The sequence below is a fragment of the Nostoc sp. 'Peltigera membranacea cyanobiont' 210A genome, from assembly GCF_002246015.1.
GTDB lineage: Bacteria > Cyanobacteriota > Cyanobacteriia > Cyanobacteriales > Nostocaceae > Nostoc.
Map to the genome: position 1 here is coordinate 17063 of NZ_NOLJ01000016.1, position 17804 is coordinate 34866.

At 41.3% G+C, this 17804-nt stretch carries 12 protein-coding genes and 2 pseudogenes; 6 read left to right on the forward strand and 8 right to left on the reverse strand.

The genetic code is table 11. The features are described from left to right. Positions 1 to 110: 110 nt before the first annotated feature. Both CDG76_RS33700 and CDG76_RS33705 read right to left on the reverse strand, forming a co-directional pair. Positions 111 to 674 carry a hypothetical protein gene (locus CDG76_RS33700; RefSeq protein WP_094353181.1) on the reverse strand — a complete coding sequence of 188 codons (564 nt, stop codon included), beginning with the start codon at positions 672 to 674 and terminating at the stop codon, positions 111 to 113. Next, positions 674 to 1912 carry a glycoside hydrolase family 10 protein gene (locus CDG76_RS33705; protein ID WP_094353182.1) on the reverse strand — a complete coding sequence of 413 codons (1239 nt, stop codon included), beginning with the start codon at positions 1910 to 1912 and terminating at the stop codon, positions 674 to 676. Before CDG76_RS33705 ends, CDG76_RS33700 begins: the two co-directional genes overlap by 1 nt. 364 nt (positions 1913 to 2276) lie before the next feature. Here CDG76_RS33705 and CDG76_RS36800 point away from each other — a divergent pair. Beyond that, a pseudogene (locus CDG76_RS36800) lies at positions 2277 to 2417 on the forward strand (IS4/Tn5 family transposase DNA-binding protein); the annotation flags it as partial. Between the two features lie 289 nt (positions 2418 to 2706). On the opposite strand, the gene glcD reads toward CDG76_RS36800, so the two are convergent. Beyond that, the gene (gene glcD / locus CDG76_RS33715; RefSeq protein ID WP_094353184.1) at positions 2707 to 4179 is read right to left on the reverse strand and encodes a glycolate oxidase subunit GlcD; all 1473 of its coding nucleotides are present in this window, start codon (positions 4177 to 4179) and stop codon (positions 2707 to 2709) included. 329 nt (positions 4180 to 4508) lie between these two features. Then, positions 4509 to 6344, reverse strand: a complete 1836-nt coding sequence (locus CDG76_RS33720; protein WP_190241068.1) for a WG repeat-containing protein — start codon at positions 6342 to 6344, stop codon at positions 4509 to 4511. Positions 6345 to 6473: 129 nt separating this feature from the next. On the opposite strand from CDG76_RS33720, the pseudogene CDG76_RS33725 reads away from it, so the two are divergent. Next, positions 6474 to 7178 (forward strand): annotated as a pseudogene (locus CDG76_RS33725) (Uma2 family endonuclease). 59 nt (positions 7179 to 7237) lie between these two features. On the opposite strand, the gene miaA reads toward CDG76_RS33725, so the two are convergent. Beyond that, positions 7238 to 8140 (reverse strand): tRNA (adenosine(37)-N6)-dimethylallyltransferase MiaA, encoded by a 903-nt coding sequence (gene miaA, locus CDG76_RS33730; RefSeq protein ID WP_094353186.1) that lies wholly within the window; start codon positions 8138 to 8140, stop codon positions 7238 to 7240. 215 nt (positions 8141 to 8355) lie between these two features. Here miaA and gyrB point away from each other — a divergent pair, with 215 nt between their 5' ends. The 3 genes from gyrB (at position 8356) to rpoD (ending at position 13374) form a co-directional block, all read left to right on the forward strand. After that, positions 8356 to 10293 carry a DNA topoisomerase (ATP-hydrolyzing) subunit B gene (gene gyrB, locus CDG76_RS33735; RefSeq protein ID WP_094353187.1) on the forward strand — a complete coding sequence of 646 codons (1938 nt, stop codon included), beginning with the start codon at positions 8356 to 8358 and terminating at the stop codon, positions 10291 to 10293. Between the two features lie 297 nt (positions 10294 to 10590). After that, positions 10591 to 10785, forward strand: a complete 195-nt coding sequence (locus CDG76_RS33740; protein ID WP_190241069.1) for a hypothetical protein — start codon at positions 10591 to 10593, stop codon at positions 10783 to 10785. A 1419-nt stretch (positions 10786 to 12204) separates the two neighbouring features. Then, positions 12205 to 13374 carry an RNA polymerase sigma factor RpoD gene (rpoD, locus tag CDG76_RS33745; RefSeq protein WP_094353188.1) on the forward strand — a complete coding sequence of 390 codons (1170 nt, stop codon included), beginning with the start codon at positions 12205 to 12207 and terminating at the stop codon, positions 13372 to 13374. A 146-nt stretch (positions 13375 to 13520) separates the two neighbouring features. Here rpoD and CDG76_RS33750 read toward each other — a convergent pair whose 3' ends face one another. The 3 genes from CDG76_RS33750 to gyrA all read right to left on the reverse strand — a co-directional run bounded on the left by CDG76_RS33750 (position 13521) and on the right by gyrA (position 16997). Next, positions 13521 to 13706, reverse strand: a complete 186-nt coding sequence (locus CDG76_RS33750) for a chlorophyll a/b-binding protein (protein WP_094353189.1) — start codon at positions 13704 to 13706, stop codon at positions 13521 to 13523. Positions 13707 to 14012: 306 nt separating this feature from the next. Next, positions 14013 to 14477 carry a GNAT family N-acetyltransferase gene (locus CDG76_RS33755; protein WP_094353190.1) on the reverse strand — a complete coding sequence of 155 codons (465 nt, stop codon included), beginning with the start codon at positions 14475 to 14477 and terminating at the stop codon, positions 14013 to 14015. Between the two features lie 9 nt (positions 14478 to 14486). After that, positions 14487 to 16997 (reverse strand): DNA gyrase subunit A, encoded by a 2511-nt coding sequence (gene gyrA / locus CDG76_RS33760; RefSeq protein WP_094353191.1) that lies wholly within the window; start codon positions 16995 to 16997, stop codon positions 14487 to 14489. Positions 16998 to 17282: 285 nt separating this feature from the next. Between gyrA and CDG76_RS33765 the strand changes: the two genes are divergently transcribed. Continuing rightward, positions 17283 to 17687, forward strand: a complete 405-nt coding sequence (locus tag CDG76_RS33765) for a response regulator (RefSeq protein ID WP_094353192.1) — start codon at positions 17283 to 17285, stop codon at positions 17685 to 17687. The last annotated feature ends 117 nt before the right edge of the window (positions 17688 to 17804 follow it).

Sequence of the window (17804 nt, forward strand, 5' to 3'; positions counted from 1 at the left end):
ATTTTTAACAGTTTTTTAAGATTATTGCATATATCTAAGTACAAACCTAAGTATATATCAATTAAGTTTATTATTCTTAATAAAAATGCGATTAATGCGTCTGTGGTAACTTAAGATCGCAATTTGTGAGCATTGATTCCTGTGAGGATACCAACCAGTAGCCAAGTGATGCCTAAGCCGATGACTTCGCCTAAAAATAACTGGCTTAAGTGACGCCAGATCATCCCCACAGCAGAACCCACGGGAACAGCGACAGCCCAACTTGCCGCAGAGACAAATATCCATCGCCACGCTACAGGTTGGGGAATTGCTAACCATTGTGCTAATCCAATCCCCAAGCCGCCAAATGCTCCATAAACCGCCCCTGACAGGATTCTCAGGGGAAGAATCTGAGTGCTAGGTACAATCCAACCCACAGCACCAATACCGATCGCAGTGATAATACTCCAACCCAAAAGACTTGACAAAATCCACCTGATACAAAATATAGGTTGTTTGAGGAGACAACCTTGAGGAAGTGCGATCGCAAATCCGCCGATAGCCGCCTCTACCACGCCAATATCTGGCTTTTCGCCGACTTCAATTAAGAGTAAACTCAATAAAAATCCGCCAAAAGTAGCTAAAGTCCACAGCAATGTAAAGCCAAATCTAGTATTATTAGGCGCGAATGGCATCAAAGTTTCTTTGTTTTTAATAGTCTGACAGTTTTTGCATTAAACATCTCAAAAAAACCTTTGCGTCGCTGTTGGGGTGATTCTGGTACGATGTAACCCCACAGACTCTCCCAGTAAAAAAAGGAGATACCATCAAAATTGCGATCGCGCACTACTTGAACCTGTTCTCTAACTTGTGCCATTTTTACCGGATTACCTACCGTTCCGGTTGATATCCCAATACCTACAGGAATTAGACTTTGAGCCAATTTTATAGATGGAAGTTCTAGTTGAGCGATAAAAGACTTTTTGTCATTTCGATACACCTGCAAAATCAACTCATTAACTAAACCTTTTTTTACCCAGTTTTCCCAATCTTGCAAATAGTATTTATAAGCAAAAGCTTGATAGTTGGGAGACAGAGATATTTTGATTTTGGGCTTAACTGCCTTCACAGCTTGATAGATTTCTGCCATAAAATCAGTAATTTTATCTGCCCGCCACCGCATCCATTCTGGGTTAAAAGGGTCATTAGGGGGACTTTTACCTTGATGTTCTTGCTGGTATAGTTCAATAGTGAAGCGATCGTAGCCGAACTGTACAGGCATTCCAAAATGGTCGTCAAGCTGAATACCATCCACATCGTAATCCCTGACTACTTCTAAAATTAACCCTTGGATAAACTCTTGTACTTGTGGATGTAAGGGATTCAACCAAGCTTGTTTAGTTATTAAAAGATTGTCGATTTCTTCTGGTGGGGCATCTTGAATAGAGTTAATACCTTCTTGCCCAATTGTCAACCAGTCAGGATAACGCCTTGCTAATTGTGAATAATGCGGCGTCATGAACCCGTATTCAAACCAGGGAATGACTCTCAAATGTTTATTTTTGGCAAGTGTTACTATTTTTGCTAAAACATCCTGTCCACCGTGCATGAAGTTCAGCAAAGGTTGAGTTTCTGAACCTGTAGTTATTTTGGCTACAGCACTCTTATAAAAAGTATGTCCTCGGTTCCAAACTACAGGATAAATCGTATTAAAGTTGAGAGTCGATAATTGATTTATGGCACGGTTAATACCCCAAGGGACAAATAGTACACCACTAGCAACATTAGTAAGCCAAACGCCGCGAATTTCTGTAGTTAAAGGACTGGTTTTTTGGGAATAAACTGGCAGTGAAGAGGGTAAAAAACCTGTTAAAGCGACTACTAATCCCAAACACAGCAAGTAAGCAACACAACGGCGAGCAACCCGATTCATTTGTAAGCGTGACCTAGTGCGATCGGAATATATATATAACTACAAAATAAAGTTGCAATCCTCCGGATGATGTAAAGAAATGATGATTCAGAACTCAGAATTCAGAACTCAGGAGTCAGAATAGTTGAAATAGTATAGCCATTTTCAATCCGGTGAGGTACAAGTATGCAAATAGACCTAACCCCCTAACCCCCTAACCCCCTTCCCGAAGCGGGAATGGGGAACAATTCAAAGCCTCTCTCCTATCCGGGCTATCCATTACCCGCATCTTTCTCAACAAAAATACAACTTACTTAAAATATGCCAAAAGCATTGATAGGTATAGTTTTTGAGAGAAGAGAATATTTGAGGGTAATGGTGCATCATGGAAAAATGGGCAGCATCCGAATTAAAACAGGCAGATTTAGGAGACGCAAGACGAAACAAGCGTCTGGTAAGGATCGTAGAAGACTTGGCAGCACAACCAAGCAGCAGCGTACCTCAAGCCTGTGGAAACATANTCGCCGATCAAATTAACCTTATTCACATTCTCCTCCTTTTGTCAACTATCTACATGTTGCATTGTTCCATAATCCTTTTCCTGACTTACTTACAGCAATGTTAAGAAACATGTGACTAATGCATAGCCTAAGAGGAGAGAGGTTTGGAGAGAGGTCAAAATTGTACCTCACGCTTGTCGAGAACCGCTATACGGAGCCAGTTTTGGTAATGAATATACTTAACGATACCAAAACCTAATAACTTATGACTCAAAACTCCAAACTCCTGAATTCTGACTCCTGAATTCTTTCTTATTAAAATCTTTCCACACCTTCAAATTGCTTGAGTGCCGATGCATTTGCTGCTTCTCCACAAGTTCGTGGTGTGGGGAATATCTTTTCGGGATTTGCTAAACCTTTTGGATTAAAAACTTGCCGCACCCATTGCATAGTTTCTAAATCAACTTGGCTAAACATCTGTGGCATATAGCACCTTTTCTCTGCACCGATGCCATGTTCACCAGAAATACTACCACCGACTTTAACACAAAGTTTAAGAATTTTTCCACCCATTTCTTCTACTTGTTCTAATGCTCCAGACACAGAATTATCATAAAGAATTAGCGGATGAAGATTGCCATCACCAGCGTGAAACACATTAGCAACACGATAACCGTATTGTTTACTCAATGCCTCAATTTCATGTAAAACATAAGGCAACTGAGTCCGAGGAATTACACCATCTTGTACATAATAATCTGGACTTAAGTGCCCTGCCGCAGCAAAAGCCGCTTTACGTCCTTTCCATAATTTCAATCGGGTTTCTGGGTCAGTAGCAGAAGTGACATTCCGCGCCCCATTCTTTTTACAAATTTCAGTAACTCGCTGCTTATTTCCTGCAACTTCCACTTCTAAACCATCAATTTCTATTAGTAAAATAGCAGTAGCATCGCGGGGATAACAATTAGTTGCTACAACATCTTCAACTGCATTGATGCTGAAGTTATCCATCATTTCCATACCACCAGGAATAATGCCAGCGCTGATGATGTCAGAAACAGTTGCCCCGGCAGCTTCAATGCTAGTAAAATCTGCCAATAGTACACAAATTGATTCCGCGCTTTTGAGAATTCGCAAAGTAATTTCTGTGGCAATTCCTAAAGTGCCTTCAGAACCAACAAAAACACCTGTTAAATCGTAACCAGGCATTTCTGGAATTTGTCCGCCTAAATCAATAATTTCCCCTTCCGGCGTAACAATTTTTAATCCTAAAACGTGGTTAGTAGTAACGCCGTATTTGAGACAATGTACGCCACCAGAATTTTCGGCAATGTTACCCCCAATAGAGCAGATAATTTGACTAGAAGGGTCAGGAGCGTAGTAAAATCCAGCACCACTAACAGCTTGTGTTACCCAACTATTAATTACCCCTGGTTGTACAACTGTCCGTTGATTTTCTAAATCAATGCTGAGGATTTGCCGCATTAATGAAGTGACAATTAAAACAGAATCTTCCACTGGTAAAGCGCCACCCGATAGACCAGTACCAGAACCGCGTGCGATGAAGGGTATAGAATATTGATTGCATATCTTCACCACTTGGGCAACTTGTTCTGTAGTTCTGGGTAACACTACCACAGCCGGACGTTGGCGATAACCAGTTAAACCATCGCATTCATAAGTAATGAGTTCTTCGCGGCGTTGCACCACACCATTTTTACCAAGGACAACCTCGAATGCTTTGAGAATGGGTTTCCAGTTGTGTTGTTTTTTATCTTGGGTAAGCATAGTTTTTTCAAATTCAAGGTAGATGTTGCAGGCTGGTTAGTATAGCTGTAATTACTATTGTTGCAAGAATAGCAGTCAAAAGTGCGTAAGTGCGATCGCTCCTATCTTCTGAATTCAGTTTAAGGAGTCGGAGGCAAGCAAATTGCTTATATTTATTTGTTTAGGGTACGGACTAAAGTGAGGTAGGGTCACTTAGCGGTTACAATTAGCCCTTACAACGTCATATAGGAATCCTGTTTGATTCCTGAATAAGATTTCAGATAAAACCCTGATAAAACGGGCTTTTCAGTCTCAGGATTTTTTCAAAAATCAAATCAGATTCTTATATATTAATAAACAAACTTTCCTATCTTGTCTATATAATGCTCTCGTCCACCAATCGAAACCCATGCCATTCCTTCAGAAAAATCATCAGCGCCATCAAACTGGACTGAGATTACTATCTTTCCTATCTTATCAATATAGCCCCACTTTTTACCAATCTTAATCCGTGCCAGCCCTTCAGAAAAATCTTCAGCATTATCAAACTGGGCTGAGATTATTAGCTGCCCTTTTTTGTCGATATAGCCAAATTTATTACCCATCTTAAACCGTGCCATCCCTCCACAAAAGTTATGAGCATTATCAAACTGGGATAGGATGACTTGCTGCCCTATCTTATTGATATACCCCAGCTTGTCAGCAATTTTGACTAACGCCAATCCTTCAGAAAATTTACAAGCATTTTTAAATTGAATTGGGATAACTAGCTGACCACTCTTGCCAATATAGCCTAACTTATCGCCCATTTTAATTAATGCTAGCCCTTCGGAAAAGCTCCAAGCATCATCATAATTGGGTTGAATAACAATTTGTCCAGTCTTATTGATATAACAAGATTTTTCGTCAATCCTGACTTTTCCTAAACCTTCAGAAAAGTTCCAAGCATCATCAAATTGTAGTGGGATAAGTAGCTGCCCTGTTTTATCAATATAGCCAAATTTTTCATCAATCTTGACTAATGCTAATCCTTCACAAAAGTTCTTAGCATCATCAAATTGTAGTGGGATAACTAGCTGCCCCGTTTTGTCAATATAGCCAAATTTTTTATCAATCTTGACTAATGCTAATCCTTTAGAAAAATCCCAAGCATCATCAAATTTTAGTGGGATAAATAGCTGCCCCGTTTTGTCAATATAGCCAAATTTTTCATCCATCTTGACTACTGCCAATCCTTTAGAAAAGGCCCAAGCAATATCAAATTGGGGTGTAATGGCTATCTGCCCCGTTTGGTCAATATAACCATACTTTTTATCAATCTTTATCCGTTTTAATGAGGTAATAAGTAATGATGAAAATAAACCAGCCTGATTTAAGGCTTGCAAAGCCTCACCTGCATTTGAGTAGCGCTCGTGAGAACTATACCGCACCATTTTAGTCAAAATTTCTACCAGTGTGTTGCTTACTTGGGCTTGTTCTTGCCAAATAACTTCTAATGTATCCGCATCTATTCGTAATTCCTGCGGCGATACTCCAGTTAAGGCTTGAATTGCCGTCATTCCCAGTGCGTAAATATCACTGCATAACTTGGGATGCCCATGAAGCTGCTCACTTGGCATATAGCCGCGAGTACCAATTGGAATTGTGCTACTGATTTTACCTTGAGCATTCACCCCCAAAATGCTAATTTCTTTGACAATCCCAAAGTCTATTAAAACAAGCTTGTTATCTAAATATCGCCGCATCAAATTTAATGGCTTAATATCTCGGTGAATCACATTATGTTGATGGACAAAAGCTAACACCTCCAAAATTTCTTGTAAAAGTTGAATTACATCAGCTTCACTTTGCGGTTTTCCTGAAATGATTTCGTTACTCAGGTCATGCCCTTCAATGAATTCCTGGACAATATAAAATTCTCTATTTTCCTCGAAGAAGTCATACAGTTCAGGAATTTGCGGATGTTCTTTACCCAATTTGAACAGAATTGCTGCTTCTTTCTTAAACCTTTCTTCTGTATCTAAGTCTGGTGTCGGGGGTCTGGTCAGCCGTTTAATGACACATTTATACTTGGGGCTGACAGGTAAATCCTGTGGGTATTCAGCCAAATAGGTTTCCCCAAAACCACCCGCTCCTAGTTTTTGGATAATTTTGTAACGCTGTCGCAGTATGTATCCAATCATCATGCTAATGCTAAAGACCTTTATCTGTAGATTTTGACACAACCTATCCGTTATTGTAGGTAAACGACTACGTACCCTCCTACCCTGAATTAACTAACCTAGAAATAACGCTCTCAAATACTGGATAAAATTATGGTTCAGCAAGTTTTAATCAATGATGATGATTACTATGTGCCAGATGCCAACCAGCTAGTCACTGAAAATGAAACTTTAGAGAATTTTGCTACTTCCAAACATAAACGCCTTTTAATTAGTTCTCTTTACAGTTCTTTACAGCAGCAAAGTTTTTTAGCAGCAGCGAATGTCGGTATTTACCATACAGATGAACAACCCGCAATTGTACCCGACGTTTTTCTTAGCTTTGATGTGCAACTATCTCAAAATTGGTGGGAAAAACAAAATCGTTGTTATATGGTTTGGCGTTTTGGCAAACCTCTAGAGGTTGTCCTCGAAATTGTCTCTAATAAAGAAGGTGATGAACTTGGCAAAAAGCTGAAAATTTATGAACAAATGCGGGCTAGTTACTACATTGTATATGACCAGAATCAGCAATTAGGAGAAAAAGTGTTGCGCGTTTATGAACTTAGAGGAAGGCGCTACTTTGAAACTTCAGAAAATTGCTTAGAACAAGTTGGTTTAGGTGTAACTTTGTGGGAAGGTAAATTTGAAGATAGACAAGATACTTGGTTACGCTGATGCTACCAAGATGGTAATGTTTTATCGACTGGAGATGAACGCGCCGAACAGGAACGACAACGCGCCGAACAAGCAGAACAACGCACCCAATTACTAGCAGATAGGCTACGCGCTATGGGCGTAGATCCCGACACCCTATAGGACACTTACTGTAAAGACGCAAAAAATTTTGCGTCTTTGCATGAGTAAAAAACTTCTCACTAACTTGTACAATTCATAAACTCATTTATCCGCAGCCAAACCTTCTCTAATAAATCAGGAGCATTCGCATCAAACCATTCAATTTGCGGATAGGCTCGAAACCAAGTGCGTTGTCGCTTGGCAAATTGTCGCGTATGTAAAATGATTAATTCTTTCGCTTCATCTAAGGAAATATCCCCAGCTAAATATTGCTTAATTTCTTGATAACCCAAAGTATTCAATAAAGACAAATCAGCGCCATATTTTTGACAAAGATACTCCACCTCAGCAACTAAATCATTTGTTATCATCTGTTGAGTACGCTGTTGAATACGAGCGCCTAACTTTTCAACATCGCAATCTAAACCAATTTGCAAAATCGGATAATCGGGTGGATTCTCCCCTTGCTGTTCTGAAATTGGATATCCGGTGACGTAAAATACCTCTAATGCTCGTAAAGTCCGCACTGAATCGTTGCCATGAATTTTTTGTGCGGCAACTGGATCGACTTGTTGTAAAATTGCGTAGAGTTGTGGTTGACCTAGAGATTCAAGCTGCGATCGCAATTCAGTTTGTGGTGCAACTCTCGGAATTTTCATTCCTTGAACAATGGAACGGATATATAAACCAGTACCACCAACTAGCAACAGTGGCCTAACATCAACAGAAGCAATTAAGGCTTGTGTTTGTTCCTGGTAGTCTGCTACTGTCATGGTGTCTGTAGGATCGCAGATATCTATTAAATAGTGCGGCACTAATTTTTGTTCAGTCACAGATGGTTTCGCCGTCCCAATATCAAACTCACGGTAAACTTGACGAGAATCGGCACTAAGAATTACAGAACCCAACCGCATCGCCAAAGCCAAAGTCAAACTCGATTTACCCGTTGCCGTCGCACCACAAATCACAATTAATTTAGTCATTAGTCATTAGTTATTAAGCTATTCTCGCCCTGCTTCCCCTACCTCCCCTGCTCCCCCTGCTCCCGTGCCATCTTCTACGGTAGTGCAACCCTAGTATAAACTTCTCTTGAAAATGCCCTACAGACGCTAGCAGGGCTTTTGTGTTACAATTTTGGAGTGTTTTTGCTTTTATTTATTTTTAGGCGAGTTTAACCCCACGCATCAGGAGAGTTTACATGACGAGCAGTTACAGTGCCGATCAGATTCAAGTTCTGGAAGGTCTGGAAGCCGTCCGCAAAAGACCAGGAATGTACATCGGTACCACTGGGCCGCGAGGACTCCACCATCTAGTTTACGAGGTGGTGGACAATTCAATTGATGAGGCTTTGGCGGGTCATTGCACTCATATAGAAGTGGATATCAACGCTGATGGTTCCGTGACTGTAACAGATGATGGTCGCGGTATTCCTGTTGATACTCATTCGCGCACCGGAAAATCGGCTTTGGAAACCGTGATGACGGTACTGCACGCTGGTGGTAAGTTTGGCGGCGGTGGCTACAAGGTTTCTGGAGGATTACACGGGGTTGGTATTTCTGTTGTTAATGCCCTATCTGAAGTTGTAGAAGTTACAGTTTGGCGAGATAAAAAGGTTCATCTCCAACGCTATGAACGCGGCATCCCAGTTACTGAACTGCAAACCAAAGCTTACAAGGAAGCGAGAACTGGAACTTCTGTCACTTTCAAGCCAGATACCCAAATCTTTACAATTAGCATTGAGTTTGATTACATCACTTTATCAGGTCGCCTACGGGAGTTGGCGTATCTGAATGCAGGTGTCAAAATTACCTTTACTGACAATCGTCTAGAACTACTAAAAAGCGATACACCAAAGGTAGAATCCTACGATTACAAGGGTGGTATTAAAGAATATATCGCCTACATGAACCGCGAGAAGCAGCCTCTGCATGAAGAAATTATCTATGTGCAGGGGGAACGCAACAATGTACAAGTGGAAGTTTCCTTGCAATGGTGTACTGATGCTTACACGGATAATGTGCTAGGTTTCGCCAACAATATTCGTACCGTCGATGGTGGTACGCACTTAGAAGGGTTGAAGGCGGTTTTGACTCGGACATTAAATGCGATCGCTCGCAAGCGCAATAAAATTAAAGAGAATGAAACTAACCTAAGTGGTGAACACGTCCGCGAAGGTTTGACTGCGGTAATTTCCGTTAAAGTCCCAGATCCAGAATTTGAAGGACAAACCAAGACTAAACTCGGTAACACCGAAGTACGGGGGATTGTCGATTCTCTGGTAGGAGAAGTCCTCACCGAGTATCTAGAATTTCACCCGGCGATCGCAGACTCAATTTTAGATAAAGCTATCCAAGCTTTCAAAGCCGCAGAAGCAGCGCGTCATGCGCGGGAATTAGTTCGACGCAAATCTGTACTAGAATCTTCGCCATTGCCTGGTAAATTGGCAGATTGTAGTTCTCGCGATCCTAGCGAATCTGAGATATTCATTGTGGAAGGGGACTCAGCAGGCGGGAGTGCCAAACAAGGACGCGATCGCCGCACTCAAGCTATCTTGCCTCTACGTGGTAAAATTCTCAACATTGAAAAAACCGATGACGCTAAAATTTATAAAAATAACGAAGTTCAATCGTTAATTACAGCACTCGGTTTAGGTGTCAAAGGTGATGAATTCGATTCTACCCAACTGCGCTATCACCGCATAGTCATCATGACAGATGCTGACGTAGATGGAGCGCACATCCGTACTTTGTTGTTAACATTCTTCTATCGATATCAACGGGCACTCATCGAACAAGGCTTTATTTATATTGCTTGTCCCCCACTATTCAAAGTAGAACGGGGACGTAATCATGAGTACTGCTATAGCGATCGCGAAAAAAATCAAGCGATCGCCAAATTCCCTGCTAACGCCAACTATACCATCCAACGCTTCAAAGGTTTGGGTGAAATGATGCCACAACAACTCTGGGACACCACAATGAACCCAGAAACTCGCAAAATGAAGCAAGTCGAAATTGAGGATGCCGCAGAAGCCGATCGCATCTTTACAATTTTAATGGGCGATCGGGTCGCACCCAGACGAGAATTCATCGAAACCTATGGCTCTAAACTCAACTTCACCGATCTAGATATCTAATCTCAACAGTCCTAAATCATTCGTAAAAAACAAGATCCCCGATTCCTCAAAGAAATCGGGGATCTTTAACTTTGAAATATTACTTGACATTCCTGCAACAGATTTTGCTAAAGAATTTATATCCAAAATTTCTGTAAAAACTACCTCTTTTGGATGATGACAAGCTGTATAATTTATAAATTTATTGTATTAACATTTTTCATACTACAAATTATGTCGTTATAGTAAGTGACTATATCCACAAATTCATTAACTATTATTAATAATTCCCTATTTAACTGGATTCTACATCAAGGTATGAAAGCGAACAAAGACATAGTAGGAAAAGCATTGTTAAATATTATTGGCATCGGTAGCTTAGTTGCTCTGTCTGCCTGCGCTCAACCTGTTGCAGAAACTCCTACAGCAACTGTCCCACCCGTCACGCCAACTCCTACTGCCACTATTGCAACCCAAAATTTAGCAGAATTGGCAAAGTCAGCAGCTAGTTAAAGTTCTGCCACCTAATTTTCCTGCAAGTCTAAACACAACACCAACACCACGGTAGTTCAGCAAAGTTCATAGTCTTCAGTTGAAAGGCAATCAATGCTCGATTGTTAGCAAAACTACCAACTTTATTGGAAAGTTAGTCCAGATAATACTCTTTGCTCTGACTCGTTGATTAATTTGAACCACCAGCTAGAAACACATTTGTTATGCTTTAAGAAAATAACTGAACATCATCTATCCAACAGTAATTAATAAGTATTTTGAGGATTTCTCATCATAAGATGACAGAAACTTACCGAAATAAAAGTATTGAAATTTACAATTGATTTACGCAAAAAAGCTTTGTAACTAAATCATCAGGTAATCTGCTGGGTTCTATGTGTTCGAGGTAATAGCTGTTGGAAATACACACCATAAGGCTGAAAACTTGTTAATATCTTCATGTAGTGCCGTGGCGATCGCGATCGTATCGTATGTATCTAAATGTACTTTTGCCTAGGATAAGACGATATTGGCAAGTTCACAGGACAAATTGTTTTTGAATTGATTAAAATATCCTTGTATACAATAAAAAAAGTTTGTCAAGTTTCATAGGGCTGAAATCGCCACAGTGCGCTAACGTGTGAATAAGACCGAATTAGTAAACCTAAATTGATCTCCGATCGGGTCGATTCTGCCAGCGCCTCAACTCCTCAGTTAAGGTAGTTAGTACGCAGAAGGTTAACTGCTTTCAGGCAAGCACCACCACCGTTGTTGTATTTACCCAAGGACAAGACCCGTTTTAGTCTAAGGGATGCTTAATTTATGAAGGAAATGTAAAAATGGGTAGGTTAAGACGAATAGTCTGAGTTAACATAAAATGCACTCTTTCTCAGTAATTAATGTTGTGTAAAATACATGAAATTCGGCAGGAGCAAGCGTACTTACTTCGTAATGTAATAAGAGCGTCACTGCAATTCCGAAAAGTGGAGAAAGAATTTCCGGGTATAAATCCCGTTTTCAATGTCTTTTTGGTGAAAGTAGCTAAAGGTTACTTAATGAATTCATGATTAATACACAAAAAGAGTGCAATTTCTGTGAAACAGGCTACAATCGGAAGAGTCTTTATACGAAAATCTGCCAACAGTCTGAACTCATTTGTATAGAGTGGCAATTTTTTTGATAAAGGCAAGTATTTTTTTGACCAGTTAGTTGAAAGCAATATGTGATAGCAACACATATAACATTTACTAAAGTGAGCAAGTAACCTTTAGTATTCGCTTAAACTAAAGTAAAAACCCTCCTACCGGAGGTGTAAAACTTCCGAAAATATCTCTGGCAAATCTGCCAAAAAACTTATTTTCGGTTGGCAATTGGCTCGTTTAAAAGAGCAGTAAACACATCTTGAGTAATTGATTCTGCAAGGAGCATGAGGAACGCGGCATGAACCAGGCTAACAACGTACTCGAAAGCATATATCAGCCTGACCTAGAAATAATGAATCAGCCTGAGCTCGAGTTAGAAGAACTCTTAATAGACGATGAAGAGGACTTGCTGATCATCGATGAAGGTGACGAGGAATTTTTAGAGCCTCAGTCTGATGAGGACGACGCAAAGTCTGGAAAAGCCGCTAAATCGCGTCGTCGGACACAAAGCAAGAAAAAGCACTATACCGAAGATTCAATTCGGCTTTACTTGCAAGAAATTGGTAGAATTCGTCTGTTGCGGGCAGACGAAGAAATTGAATTGGCGCGGAAAATAGCCGATTTGCTGGAATTAGAGAGAGTCCGCGAAAGACTCTGTGAGCAATTAGATCGCGATCCTCGAGATAGTGAATGGGCAGAAGCAGTACAACTGCCACTACCAGCCTTTCGTTATCGCCTCCATGTTGGTCGTCGGGCGAAAGACAAGATGGTGCAATCTAACCTCCGTCTTGTAGTTTCAATTGCTAAGAAATACATGAATCGTGGTTTGTCGTTCCAGGACTTAATTCAGGAAGGCAGTCTCGGTTTGATTCGTGCCGCTGAAAAGTTTGACCACGAAAAAGGTTATAAGTTCTCCACCTATGCAACATGGTGGATTCGTCAAGCAATTACCCGTGCGATCGCAGATCAATCCCGCACAATTCGTCTTCCAGTTCACCTTTACGAAACCATTTCTCGGATTAAGAAAACTACCAAGTTACTATCTCAAGAAATGGGTCGCAAACCCACTGAAGAAGAAATCGCTACTCGCATGGAAATGACTATTGAGAAGTTGCGGTTCATTGCTAAATCTGCCCAGTTACCTATCTCACTAGAAACGCCTATTGGTAAAGAAGAAGATTCTCGATTAGGCGATTTTATTGAATCCGACGGTGAGACACCAGAAGACCAAGTTTCCAAAAATCTTCTGCGCGAAGACCTTGAAAAAGTTCTCGACAGTCTCAGCCCACGCGAACGTGATGTTCTCAGACTGCGTTACGGCTTGGATGATGGTCGCATGAAAACCCTTGAGGAAATCGGCCAGATTTTCAACGTCACCCGCGAACGGATTCGTCAAATTGAGGCGAAAGCACTCCGCAAATTACGCCATCCAAATCGCAACAGCGTTCTCAAGGAATATATTCGGTAGTCAATTAGTCATTAGTCATTGGTCATTATCCTTAAACAAATGACTAAGGACAAATGACAAATGACAAATGACAAAAAAATAAAAAACCTGGAAGTGAATTAGCACTCCAGGTTTTTTTATTTATAGGTCATCTTTGATATTAAAACTTACAGGATGCCCCAAAAATGTAGGAAGCCTTGACCAGAAAAAGCCTCAACCAAAACGGCTGCTGAAAAGCCAATCATTGCCAAGCGACCGTTCCAAACTTCTGCTTGTGGGGTAAAGCCCCAACGCCAAGCGTTGCGATCTTCAATTACAGGAGTAGTGACTTTTGTTGTGCTTGCATTTGTCATGGTTAGGACTCCAAACTTAATTTTTAAGGTTTATTGCCTTATGTAAACTAATATAACAAATATTTTTAGAAAAGCAACATTTTTTATACTTTTGTTTCTAGACCTTGACATAAAGAGAAATAGCTATTTATACAAATTAAAACATCAGTCTTCAGTGAGATTTACTGAGACAGAAGAAATGTTATCTAGATTTTTACTTGATAAACAATATAATCTTATTAAAATTAATTATCAAGTAATTGATTGATATTGCTTGACCGTAAATATATTTTGGATTTTAAAATAAAAAATTATTGATAATTAAATTCAGTAGTAGACAATTTCCATTTCTTTTGAAGTCGAGACAAAACTAAGCTTCTCATAGATACGTTTACCATCCTCAGTAGTGTGAAGCCAGAGGCGTTTTGCCTCAGTTACTCTCACAAAGCTAATAATTTCCTTTAATAATGCTGTTGCAATTCCCTGTCCTCGCCACATCGGAATTGTATAAACGTTCATAACGTAGGCTTCTAAGCCTGAGAGATTGCCGTTGTAAGGGGGTCGTTGAAAAAATACCAAGCCGCTAGTGGCAACAATTTGGTTATCCACTTCAGCTACCCAAGCTAAAAACTCACCCAACGGCATTTTTTCGCCAAGATATTTTCGAGTTGCTTCTGCTAGGTTTGTGGTGTCAGAATTACCTTTAATCTCGCCAGCCTCTCGCAGGAGTTGGAGACGCAGTTGGATTAGCGCCTCTAAATCCTGCAAGTTCGCTTGTCGGAAGTTGAACATCACTCTAATTTACGATCGCACTTCAGCCACAGTAATGATTTTTTCATCGCGGCTGAGTTGGATAATGCTTTCACCTTTGACATCTTTCCCTAAAAGCGGCACTGTTTCCACAGGGATTCGCACTACCCGCTCCTTATTAGTTACTAAAGCTACTTCGCCAGATGCGATCGCCATTACCATACCAGCTAAGTTGTCAGTTTTGCTAGCAAATTTCAGCGCTTGTGTACCTAAATCGCCGCGATTAGCCGCTCTTAACTGACTCGCAGCCATCCGCTTGGCATATCCTTCTTGAGTAACTAGTAGCAGTTGGTCATCTTTACCGACAGTCACACAGCCAACCATTTGCTGATTTTTCAGTAACCGAAATGCTTGTAAACCCATCGCTGTGCGACCCATAATCGGCAATTGTTCATCATTGACTGCAAAGCGCAACATTCGCCCACCGGAACTAGCTAAAATCAGATGCGCCCCTGGAGCGGTGAATTGGGTAAATGACAATTCATCATCATCTTTGAGCTTCAAAATCGTGATGCCGCGCCGAGTCAGGTTAGCAAATTCTGCGAGAGACAGACGCTTAATTCTTCCCTGTTTTGTTAAGAGAATCATCTGTCTAGTTTCCAGATTTTCCGGCAGCAAAAAGCGGCTGACCACAGCTTCTTGAGCGCCTTGAGCAGTACTACTGAGCATCGTAATCAAAGGTTTTCCTCGTGGAGAACGCCCAGTCGTTGGGGGAATTTCTCCTACATTTACCGGATAGACTTTGCCGCCACCAGTTAGTATTAGCAAGTCTTTCCCTGTGTCGGTCAACACAGTTTGGATAATAAAGTCATTATCGTGCAGACCATTTTCAGCTTTTGACTTTCTCCCAGATGGCTGAGTGCGGCGAACATAACCCCGTTGGGTAAATTCTAAAATCGCTTCTTCTACTGGTTCCGAAGATTTAAGTTCCTCCTCCTCTGCTCCTCTGCTCCTCTGCCCCTCTGCCCCTCTGCCGCTCTGCTCCTCTGCCCTAGACTTCTGCTCCTCTCCAATTTTTGTCCGCCGGGGATCGTTGTACTTGCGCTTGAGCGATCGCAAATCTTTTTTCAGCGCCTTCAATAATTCGCGGCGATCGTTGAGTAATTGCTCCAATAAACTAATTTGTCCACTAATCTGCTCAAATTCCTGCTGCAAATTTTGCTGTTCTAAACTAGTGAGGCGGCGCAACGGCATAGCGAGAATTGCATCTCCTTGTACCTCACTCAAATCCAGTTGGCTACAAAGATTAATTTTTGCCGTACTACCATCGGGAGCTTGGCGCAAAATTTGAATTACCTCATCCAAACTCGACAGCGCTTTCAGCAAACCTTCTACCAAATGCACGCGACTTTGGGCCTTAGCCAACTCGTAATTGTAGCGACGGTTCAGCGTCTCTTCCCGGAATTTCAAAAACTCCTGCAACAGTTGACGCAAACTTAATTGGCGGGGTTGTCCATCCACGATTGCGAGGAGAATCGCCCCAAAAGTCATCTGTAAAGCAGTTTGGTGATATAAATGCTGGAGAATTTCTTGGGGATTGGTATCGCGTTTGAGTTCAATTACCACCCGCATCCCTTCGCGATCGCTCTCATCCCGAAGATCGGAAATTCCTTGCAAGCGTCCTTGATTTACTAAGTCCGCTACCTTCTCAATCCAGGCAGCCTTATTCACTTGATAAGGCAATTCTGTAATGATAATTGCCGTCCGACGCTTGCTTCCCCTACTGGCTGGAATTTCCTCCAGAGTCGCGACTCCCCGCAGCAGAATTCCACCTTTACCTGTGGTGTATGCTTCCCGAATTCCCGTCTCACCAATTATTTCTCCACCAGTGGGAAAGTCTGGCCCTGGAATTAGCTCAAATAATTTTTCATCTGGCAAATCTGGGTTGTCAATTAAAGCAATCAACCCATCGACAATTTCCCCCAAGTTGTGGGGTGGTACATTTGTTGCCATTCCCACAGCAATACCAGAACAGCCATTGAGTAACAGAAACGGCAACTGAGCAGGTAACACCGTTGGTTCTTGCTGGGAATTATCGAAGTTCCCGACAAATTCCACAGTTTCTTCACCAATTTCTGTCAGCATTCCCTCATGGCTGATCGGTGCGAGGCGCGTTTCTGTGTAGCGCATCGCCGCTGGCGGGTCATTATCGACACTGCCAAAGTTACCGTGTCCTGCCAGCAAGGGATAGCGGCTAGAAAAATCCTGCACCAGCCTGACTAAAGCATCGTAAACTGATTGGTCGCCGTGGGGATGGTATTTACCCAACACATCACCCACTACACGGGCACATTTTCGATAGGGTCTATCTGGTACTAAACCGAGTTCGTGCATTGCATACAAAATGCGCCGATGCACTGGTTTTAAGCCATCACGCACGTCTGGTAGCGCTCGCCCGACAATCACGCTCATGGCATATTCTAGATAAGACCGTTGCATCTCGGTGTGCAGGGCTGTTGGAATTACCTGTCCCGTTGAGAGAAGGTTTAACTGTTTTGCCATGAGTTTTTTCCCTGAAATTTAACTACACAAAAGCCGATGGAACTCAACACTGCGGCAACCACAGCATAACGGATGAAATGAGATTCATAACAAAATTTTGATAGTCACAGAAGAAAAAGCAGTAGTATCATCCTTGATGACGAAGATGCATATTGACTATTAAAAAGGATGCACACGAGTATAATCTACATAAACTTAGTAGCTATGATACTTACCATGATTGCAAATCTTTAATTTTGTATTCTGGAATTCTTGAATCTCCTCACCTCTATAACTAAAATTCTCATGAAAACTGTTTTAATTGTCGAAGACGATCTAATTAATGCTCGTGTTTTTTCCAAAATTTTGTCCAAGCGTGGTGGCTTGGGTGTGAAACACACTGAAAATGTCGAAGAAGTCATCAAAATTGCCCAATCAGGAGAAGCCGACCTGATTTTGATGGATGTTTCTCTCTCCAGAAGTGTTTACCAAGGCAAGTCGGTTGATGGAATCAAGATTACACAAATGTTAAAATCCGATCCAAAAACAGCAAACTTACCTGTGATTCTGGTGACAGCACATGCTATGGAAGGCGATCGCGAGAACTTTCTCAAGCAAAGCGGTGCTGATGGCTACATTTCTAAGCCAGTTGTTGACCATCAACAGTTCGTTGACCAAATCATCGCACTTCTACCCACAGACGAACACTGAGAATTAAAGACTTATTTCAGGAATACTCGCCCGCAAATGTTTTTGGGCGATTAGTTCCTGTATTTATTTAGTATAGATGTACTATGAAAAGGTACTATTAGGCAAGTGGCAATAAGA